The organism is Actinomyces sp. (assembly GCF_030530635.1).
Taxonomy (GTDB): domain Bacteria; phylum Actinomycetota; class Actinomycetes; order Actinomycetales; family Actinomycetaceae; genus Actinomyces.
The window spans coordinates 20,697-28,949 of sequence record NZ_JAUMUL010000047.1 but is presented as its reverse complement, the minus strand read 5'-3'; the positions used below and the strand labels follow the sequence as shown (position 1 = coordinate 28,949).

The window sequence follows — 8,253 nt, the reverse complement described above, 5'->3', positions numbered from 1 at the left end:
CAGGACATGTTCCGCACCGTGCGCGACAACGGCTACATGGTCGAGCAGGTCACCCGTTCCGCGATCTCCCCGTCCACCGGGCGCACCCTGCCCGACCGCTACATCGAGGGGACCTGTCCGCTCTGCAGCTCCGGCGGAGCCCGCGGCGACCAGTGCGACAACTGCGGCAACCAGCTCGACCCCACCGACCTGATCGACCCCCACTCCCGCATCAACGGGGAGACCCCAGAGTTCGTCGAGTCCAGCCACTGGTTCCTGGACCTGCCCGCCCTGGCCGAGGCGCTGAGTACCTGGCTGGACGAACGGGAGGCCTCCGGCGCCTGGCGGCCCAACGTCATCCGCTTCTCCAAGAACATCCTGGCGGAGATCCGCCCGCGCGCCATGACTCGCGACATTGACTGGGGCATCCCCATCCCCGGCTGGGAGGACCAGCCGAACAAGCGCCTGTACGTGTGGTTCGATGCCGTCATCGGCTACCTGTCCGCCTCCATCGAATGGGCTCGGCGCAGCGGTGACCCCGAGGCCTGGCGCCAGTGGTGGAACGACCCGCAGGCCCTGTCCTACTACTTCATGGGCAAGGACAACATCGTCTTCCACTCCCAGATCTGGCCCGCCGAACTGCTCGGCTACAACGGCCAGGGCGAACGCGGTGGCCAGAGCGGTGACATGGGTGTGCTGAACCTGCCCACCGAGGTCGTCTCCAGCGAGTTCTTGACGATGGAGGGCCGCAAGTTCTCCTCCTCCCACGGTATCGTCATCTACGTGCGCGACTTCCTGTCCCGCTACCAGGCCGACGCCCTGCGCTACTTCATCTGCGCCGCCGGTCCCGAGACCGCCGACGCCGACTTCACCTGGGCGGAGTTCGTGCGCCGCACCAACGGTGAGCTGGTGGCCGGCTGGGGCAACCTGGTCAACCGCACCGCCGCCATGATCCACAAGCGCTTCGGCGCCATCCCCACACCCGGAGAGCTCCAGGACGTCGACCGTGCCCTGCTGGACGCCGTCGACGCCGGCTTCGCCGCCGTCGGCGAGCTGATCCGCCACCACCGGCAGAAGGCCGCGCTCGCGGAGGCCATGCGGCTGGTCGCCGAGGCCAACAAGTACATAGCCGACACCCAGCCCTTCAAGCTCAAGGGGGAGGAGGGCAGCCCCGCGCACCGGCGCCTGGCCACGATCCTGCACACCCTCGCCCAGGTGGTGGCCGACCTGAACCTCATGCTCTCCCCGTTCCTACCGCATGCCGCCAACGACGTCGATCGTGTCATGGGAGGCGACGGCGCCGTCGCCCCGATGCCCCGCATTGAGGAGGTGGACGAGCTCGACCCGCAGGTGCTGCCCGACGCCTTCGCGGGCCGTACCGGTTACCCGATCATCACCGGCGACTACACCGCCGCGCCCACCTGGGAGCGTCACGCCGTCGCGGCCGGCACCCCGATCGGCAAGCCGAAGCCCGTGTTCACCAAGCTCGACGAGGCCATCGTGGAGGAGGAGCTCGCACGCTACGCCGCCTCCCAGCCCGACGACGTCACCGGGGCATGAGCCGCAAGCACCGCGACCGCTCCTGGCCGCCCGCCGACGCCGTAGCCCCCCTGGCGGGGCCTGTCACCGACAACCATACCCACCTGCCGGTTCCCGGCGAGGCTGCCGCCGGACCCGGTTCGCACGCGCCCCTGGATGCCGCCGAGCTGGTTGCTCGCGCCGCCGCCGTCGGCGTAACCGCGATCATCACCTCCGCCTGTGAGACCACCACCTGGGAGCCGAGCCTCGCCCTGGCGCGCGAGCTTCCCGGTGTTCGGGTCTCCCTGGCCATCCACCCCAACGAGGCCGTCGCCCACACCGGCGTGCGTGAGATCGGCCCCGACGGCCTGGAACCCTGGCACCGGCCCCACCATGACGAGCCCCTGGATGAGGCGATGGGCCGCTTGGAGACGCTGGTGTGTCGCAACCGGGACGTCGTCGTCGCCGTCGGGGAGACCGGCCTGGACTACTTCCGCACCGGGTCGCGCGGTGCCGCCGTTCAACGCGAGGCCTTCCGCGACCACATCGCCCTGGCCAAGCAGCTGGACCTGCCCCTGCAGATCCACGACCGTGACGCCCACGCCGAATGCGTCGCCGTACTGGAGGCCGACGGCGCCCCCACGCGGACCGTGTTCCACTGCTTCAGCGGGGGAGCGGACCTGGCCCGGGCCTGCGCCGAGCACGGCTGGTACGCCTCCGTGGCCGGGCCGATCACCTACCCGGCCAACGACGAGCTGCGCTCGGCCATCGCGGCCGTGCCCGAAGAGCTGCTGCTGGTAGAGACCGATGCGCCGTACCTTCCGCCGGGGCGCTGGCGCGGACGCCCCAACGGCTCCTACCTGATGCCGGACACGGTCCGTTTTCTCGCGCAACTGCGCGGTTTGAGTGAGGCGGCCGTGTGCGCACTGCTGGCGCGCAACACGGGGCAGGTCTACGGCACACACTTGTGAAATCCGCCTAGAAAGGTTGCTTAGGCGACGAGTGGTCGGTTAGCGTGATCGGCAGTCGTCTACCGATAGGAAGATTCCGTGGGTCGTCACTCGCAGAGCAGTTCCTTGAGTACAACGTTGGTTGAGCTCGGGGCGCTCGCCTCGAAGAGCATCGCCAATACCTCATCCGCCTCACACGGGCGCCGTCGTGCCGATGGCCCGGCGAAGACGTCGATCTCGCCGGCCATGTATCGGGCGGGCGGCGTGGCCGCTACTTTGTCGCTGGCGGTTTCGGGTGGCGCCTACGCCGCCTCGCAGTTCGGCGAAACCGACATCGCCCCCCTGACAGAGTCCCAGGCGCGCATGCACGCCATCGCAGCCTCCGGCGCGGATACCACCGATGCCCTGGTTGTGGGTGGTGATGTGGCTGAGGTTTCGTCGGTTACTGAGGAGGCGACCGATAAGTTCGGGCGGGTGGAGCAGGAGTCTGATGCTTTGGCCGCGGGTGAGACCAAGGTGCAGACCGAGGGTGTTGATGGGGTCACCCGTGTGGTGTACCGGGTGACGAGTGTGGATGGCAAGGAGGTCTCCCGTGAGGTGGTCTCCCGTGTGGTGGTCAGTGAGCGGGTTGATGAGGTGGTGCTGGTGGGTACCGGTGCTGCTGCCTCACAGTCCGCTGAGGGTGGTGCTGGAACGTCCGGCTCCGCAACCCCCAATACGACCTCTGCAACTGCCTCCGGTGACGGCACCACCCCCGCCTCCGCCCAGTCCGTCGCCAAGTCGATGATGTCCTCCTACGGCTGGGACGACTCCCAGTTCTCCTGCCTGGTGAGCCTGTGGAACCGGGAATCTGGCTGGAACTACCTGGCGCAGAACCCCTCCTCCGGCGCCTACGGCATTCCCCAGGCTCTGCCGGGATCCAAGATGGGCTCGGTGGCCTCTGACTGGGCCACCAACCCCACTACCCAGATCACCTGGGGCCTGGGCTACATCTCTGATCGCTACGGCAATCCCTGCTCCGCCTGGGCCCACTCCGAGTCCACCGGCTGGTACTGACCCGGTCACATAGCGACCGGTCTCGCCAAGTCACTTTTGCCGGTTTCGGTGTGCTGCTGCCGGCCCGCGGTGCGGAAAGGAACCCATGACTCTCAGCAAAGACATCTTCAAGCCCGTGATGCTCCGCGCCGGAGGCGTGGCCGCGGCCCTGGCCCTGTCGGTCTCGGGCGGCGCCTATGCCGCCGTGCAGGCGGCGGCCCCGGGTGGTGACGTTGAGAGGCTCCCGGAGACCGCGGTGGTGGCCTCGGCCGCAACCGCCGACATCTCCGCATCCGTCGAGGTCGCGGACCTGGTTGTGGGTGGTGATGTGGCTGAGGTTTCGTCGGTTACTGAGGAGGCGACCGATAAGTTCGGGCGGGTGGAGCAGGAGTCTGATGCTTTGGCCGCGGGTGAGACCAAGGTGCAGACCGAGGGTGTTGATGGGGTCACCCGTGTGGTGTACCGGGTGACGAGTGTGGATGGCAAGGAGGTCTCCCGTGAGGTGGTCTCCCGTGTGGTGGTCAGTGAGCGGGTTGATGAGGTGGTGCTGGTGGGTACCGGTGCTGCTGCCTCACAGTCCGCTGAGGGTGGTGCTGGAACGTCCGACTCCGAAACCCCCAAAACCACGAGCGGATCGGGCGGCTCCGCAACCGGCGGCTCTGCTGACGACGACTCGGTGTGGGCCGCCCTGGCGCAGTGCGAATCCGGGGGCAACCCCACCACCAACACCGGCAACGGCTACTACGGCATGTACCAGTTCTCCCTGTCCACCTGGCAGGCGATGGGCGGCACCGGATACCCGCATGAGGCCGACGCCGCCACTCAGACCGCCATGGCCAAGAAGCTGCAGGCCCAGTCCGGCTGGGGCCAGTGGCCCCACTGCGCGGCCCAGCTCGGGCTGCTGTGAGCACGCCGTCTGCGAGCACACCGTCGCCAGTGCGGATCGTCGTGCCGGCTATGCCGCTGGCATAGGCTGGGCACGTGCCGCAGCCCGACCCTACTGACAACGCCCCCGGCCTACTCGGCCCGGCCGATATCAGGCGCCTGGCGCGAGTGCTCAATCTGCGCCCCTCCAAGGCTCGCGGACAAAACTTCGTTCATGACGCCGGCACCGTTCGCCGCATCGTGCGTCTGGCGGGTGTGCAACCGGAAGAGACCGTCCTCGAGGTAGGTCCTGGGCTCGGCTCCCTGACCCTTGCCCTGCTTCAGGCCGGCGCCCGGGTGATCGCCGTTGAGATAGAACCCGTGCTCGCCCAGGCGCTGCCGGTCACCGTGGCCGACCGCCTGCCCGACGCCGTGGATCGCCTGGGGGTGCTCGCCGCCGACGCCATGAGCCTGACCGGACCCGAGTCCCTCCCCGTCCCGCCCGCCGGCGCCTCCGCCTGGGCGCCGCCCACCAGGCTGGTCGCCAACCTGCCGTACAACGTGGCGGTTCCCGTCCTGCTCAACGTGCTCGCCGCCCTGCCCGACCTGCGTACCGCCACCATCATGGTGCAGGCGGAAGTGGCTGATCGGCTCGCCGCCGCCCCGGGCTCACGCACCTATGGCGTGCCCAGCGTCAAGGCCGCCTGGTACGGCCACGTCCGTCGCGACGCCCGTATCGGCCGCACCGTGTTCTGGCCGGTCCCCAACGTCGACTCCGCCATCGTCACCCTCACCCGCCGCGAGCCTCCGCCCACCACCGTCACGCGCGAGCAGACCTTCGCCGTCGTTGACGCCGCCTTCGCCCAGCGCCGTAAGACCCTGCGCCGGGCCCTGGCCCCGCTTGCCGGCGGGACCGACCGGGCCGAGGCGGCGGCCCGCGCCGCCGGCATCGACCCCGGCGCCCGCGGCGAGAACCTGGATGTGGTGGCCTTCGCCGCCCTGGCCCAGGCCCTGGGAGAGGTCGACTCCCTTCCGAATCCCACCGTCCGGTTGATGGGCGCGACCGGCGCACAGCCGAACAGGAGCCAGCCATGAATCCCCTGCACGCCGTCCCCGGGGCCGCCCCGCAGCCCGCCCGCTCCGGAACGCTGACCCAGGTGCGCGTGGAGGCCCCGGGTAAGGTCAACCTGTTCCTGTCGGCGGGGGCCCCCGCCGCCGACGGCTACCACCCTCTGGCCACCGTCTTCCAGGCCGTCCGGCTGATTGAGACTGTCACAGCCCGCCGCCAGGCCGCAGACCTGCATGGAACCATCACCGTCACCCTGGACCTACCCGATCCGCGCGTCCCCACCGACGCCACCAATCTGGCGGTGCGCGCCGCCGCCCTGCTGGCCGAGGCCACCGGTGTGGATGACGGCGTCGACCTGCTGCTGCGCAAGCGCGTGCCGGTGGCCGGCGGCATGGCGGGAGGATCCGCCGACGCCGCCGCCGCCCTGGTGGCCTGCAATGCGCTATGGGGAACCGGCCTGACACTCTCCGAGCTCGCCGAGCTGGCCGCCCGCCTGGGAGCGGACGTGCCCTTCCCCCTGGTGGGCGCCACCGCCGTCGGACATGGCCGGGGAGACCGGCTCACCCCGCTCATGGCACGCGGCACCTACCACTGGGTGTTTGCCACCGCCGCGCAGGGCCTTTCCACACCCGCGGTCTTCCGCCGCTTCGACGAACTCGCTGCGGCCCCCGCCGCCCCTGCGGAGGTGCCGACGGCGCTCACCTCCGCCCTGCGTGACGGGGACGCCGGTGCCCTGGCCGCCGCCCTGCACAACGACCTGCAGCCGGCGGCCGTGGACCTGCGCCCGCAGCTGGTGGAGGTGATTGCGCTCGCCGAGTCGGCCGGTGCCCTGCGCGCCATCGTCTCCGGATCCGGCCCCACTGTTGCCGCCCTCGCCCCGGATCCGACGGTCGCCGCCCGCGTGGCCAACGTCTTGAACGCCTCCGATCTGGTTGCTGCGGCCCTGCGTGCGGACGCGCCCGTAGCCGGTGCTCGGATGGTGGGCTGATGGCACATCTGCTCGGCGTGGAATCCGTCCGCGTGACCGTTGGGCCGCGCACACTGCTCGATCACGTGGACCTGGGTATCAACGACGGGGATCGTATTGGCGTGCTCGGGCCGAACGGCGCCGGTAAAACCACGCTGTTGTCACTGCTGGCCGGCACCCGTGCCCCGGATGACGGGCGAGTCACCCGTGCCGGGGACGCCCGGGCCGTCATGCTCACTCAGGCCGACCGTTTCACTCCGGGAGCCACGGTGCGCACGGCCGTACACGGCGGTGCGCCCGAGCACCAGTGGGCCTCCGACCCGACGGTTCGCGATATTCACGCCGGCCTTCTGCCCGACCTCGACCTGGACGCCGCCGTCGCCGACCTGTCCGGAGGGCAGCGCCGCCGCGTCGCCCTGGCCGCCGCCCTGAGTGCCGACGCCGAGCTCGTCATCCTCGACGAGCCCACCAACCACCTGGACGTGGAGGGCGTGGACTGGCTCGCCCACCACCTGGCCGCCCGTTTCTCCCGCCGTCGCGTCACCGGCGCCCTGGTTGCCGTCACCCACGACCGCTGGTTCCTCGACGCCGTATGCACTCACGTGTGGGAGGTCGTGCCCGGGGTCGACCCCGGTGGTGAGCGTCCTCAGATTCCCGGGCGGGTGGAGAGCTATGACGGCGGTTACGCCGCGTGGGTGCTGACCCGCGCCGAGCGCGCCCGCCAGGCGGCGGTAGCCGCCACCAAACGTGAGAACCTGTTGCGCAAGGAATTGGCGTGGCTGCGGCGCGGAGCCCCGGCTCGCACCTCCAAGCCCCGGTTCCGTATCGATGCCGCCGAGGCCCTCATCGCCGACGTGCCGCCGCCCCGCGACACTGTGGAACTGACCGCCATGGCCACGGCCCGGTTGGGCAGGCGAGTCATCGACCTGGAGGACGTGAGTGTTGAGTTCCCGACCTCCGGCGCCCGGGACGGTAGCCGCCGGGTGCTGGACCGGGTGACTTGGCGGCTCGCGCCGGGCGAGCGCGTCGGCGTGGTCGGCGTCAACGGTGCCGGCAAGACGACTCTGCTGCGGCTGCTTGACGGCGGCCTGCAGCCCTCCCGCGGGCGGGTGGCGCGTGGCAAGACCGTGGTGGTGGCCACCCTTTCGCAGAGTACGCATGAACTCGACCCTCTCAAGGACATGCGCGTGGTCGACGCCGTAGCGGCGGTCAGCGAGCGCGTGACGGTGGGCGGGAAGGAGCTGACCGCCGCCCAGTTGGTGGAGCGGCTCGGTTTCACCCGCGCCCGTGCCTGGACGCGCGTGGGGGAGATCTCCGGTGGGGAGCGGCGCCGTCTGCAGCTGCTGCGACTGTTGATGGGGCAGCCCAACGTGCTGCTGCTGGACGAGCCCACCAACGATCTGGACACCGACACGCTCACCGCCGTTGAGGACCTGCTCGACTCCTTCCCCGGCACGCTCGTGGTCGTCTCGCACGACCGCTACCTGCTTCAGCGCGTCACCGACCGCCAGGTCGCCCTGCTGGGCGATGGCACCGTCCGCGACCTGCCGGGGGGAGTGGATGAGTATCTGCGCCTGCGCCGTCGGGACGCCGCACCGGAGCAGTCCCGGCGGCCCGCGCCGACGGGACAAGCCGATGGCGCCGCACTGTATGCCGCCCGCAAACAGCTCGCCGGCATTGAACGCCGCCTGGACAAGACCACCGGCCGCATCGACGAGTTGCACCAGCGCATGGAACAGGCCTCCGCGCAACTGAACGTCGAGGAGCTGACCGAACTCGGCCGGCAGCTGACGCGGGCCGAGGCTGAGCGCGAAGAGTTGGAGAACCAGTGGTTGCAGGCCGCCGAGGCGGCCGAGGCCTAGCCGTCCTCG

General features: G+C 70.2%; 7 protein-coding genes. All 7 read left to right on the top strand.

Going from position 1 to position 8,253, the window contains the following annotated elements; translation table 11 throughout:
• A partial coding sequence (locus Q4A20_RS10780; RefSeq protein WP_303122848.1) for a methionine--tRNA ligase occupies positions 1-1,539 on the top strand: 1,539 nt, incomplete at its 5' end.
• Complete coding sequence (locus Q4A20_RS10775; protein ID WP_303122847.1) at positions 1,536-2,468, top strand: TatD family hydrolase; 933 nt, start codon at positions 1,536-1,538, stop codon at positions 2,466-2,468. The genes Q4A20_RS10780 and Q4A20_RS10775, both read left to right, overlap by 4 nt.
• A 105-nt stretch (positions 2,469-2,573) precedes the next feature.
• A complete protein-coding gene (locus tag Q4A20_RS10770) occupies positions 2,574-3,503 on the top strand; it encodes a G5 domain-containing protein (protein ID WP_368502473.1) in 930 nt (309 codons plus the stop codon).
• An 85-nt stretch (positions 3,504-3,588) separates the two neighbouring features.
• Positions 3,589-4,389 carry a resuscitation-promoting factor gene (locus Q4A20_RS10765; protein WP_303122844.1) on the top strand — a complete coding sequence of 267 codons (801 nt, stop codon included), beginning with the start codon at positions 3,589-3,591 and terminating at the stop codon, positions 4,387-4,389.
• Between the two features lie 74 nt (positions 4,390-4,463).
• Positions 4,464-5,441, top strand: a complete 978-nt coding sequence (gene rsmA / locus Q4A20_RS10760; RefSeq protein WP_303122842.1) for a 16S rRNA (adenine(1518)-N(6)/adenine(1519)-N(6))-dimethyltransferase RsmA — start codon at positions 4,464-4,466, stop codon at positions 5,439-5,441.
• The gene (locus Q4A20_RS10755) at positions 5,438-6,403 is read left to right on the top strand and encodes a 4-(cytidine 5'-diphospho)-2-C-methyl-D-erythritol kinase (protein WP_303122841.1); all 966 of its coding nucleotides are present in this window, start codon (positions 5,438-5,440) and stop codon (positions 6,401-6,403) included. Before rsmA ends, Q4A20_RS10755 begins: the two co-directional genes overlap by 4 nt.
• Positions 6,403-8,244 (top strand): ABC-F family ATP-binding cassette domain-containing protein, encoded by a 1,842-nt coding sequence (locus Q4A20_RS10750; RefSeq protein WP_303122840.1) that lies wholly within the window; start codon positions 6,403-6,405, stop codon positions 8,242-8,244. The genes Q4A20_RS10755 and Q4A20_RS10750 overlap by 1 nt, the downstream gene beginning before the upstream one ends.
• Positions 8,245-8,253 lie beyond the last annotated feature (9 nt).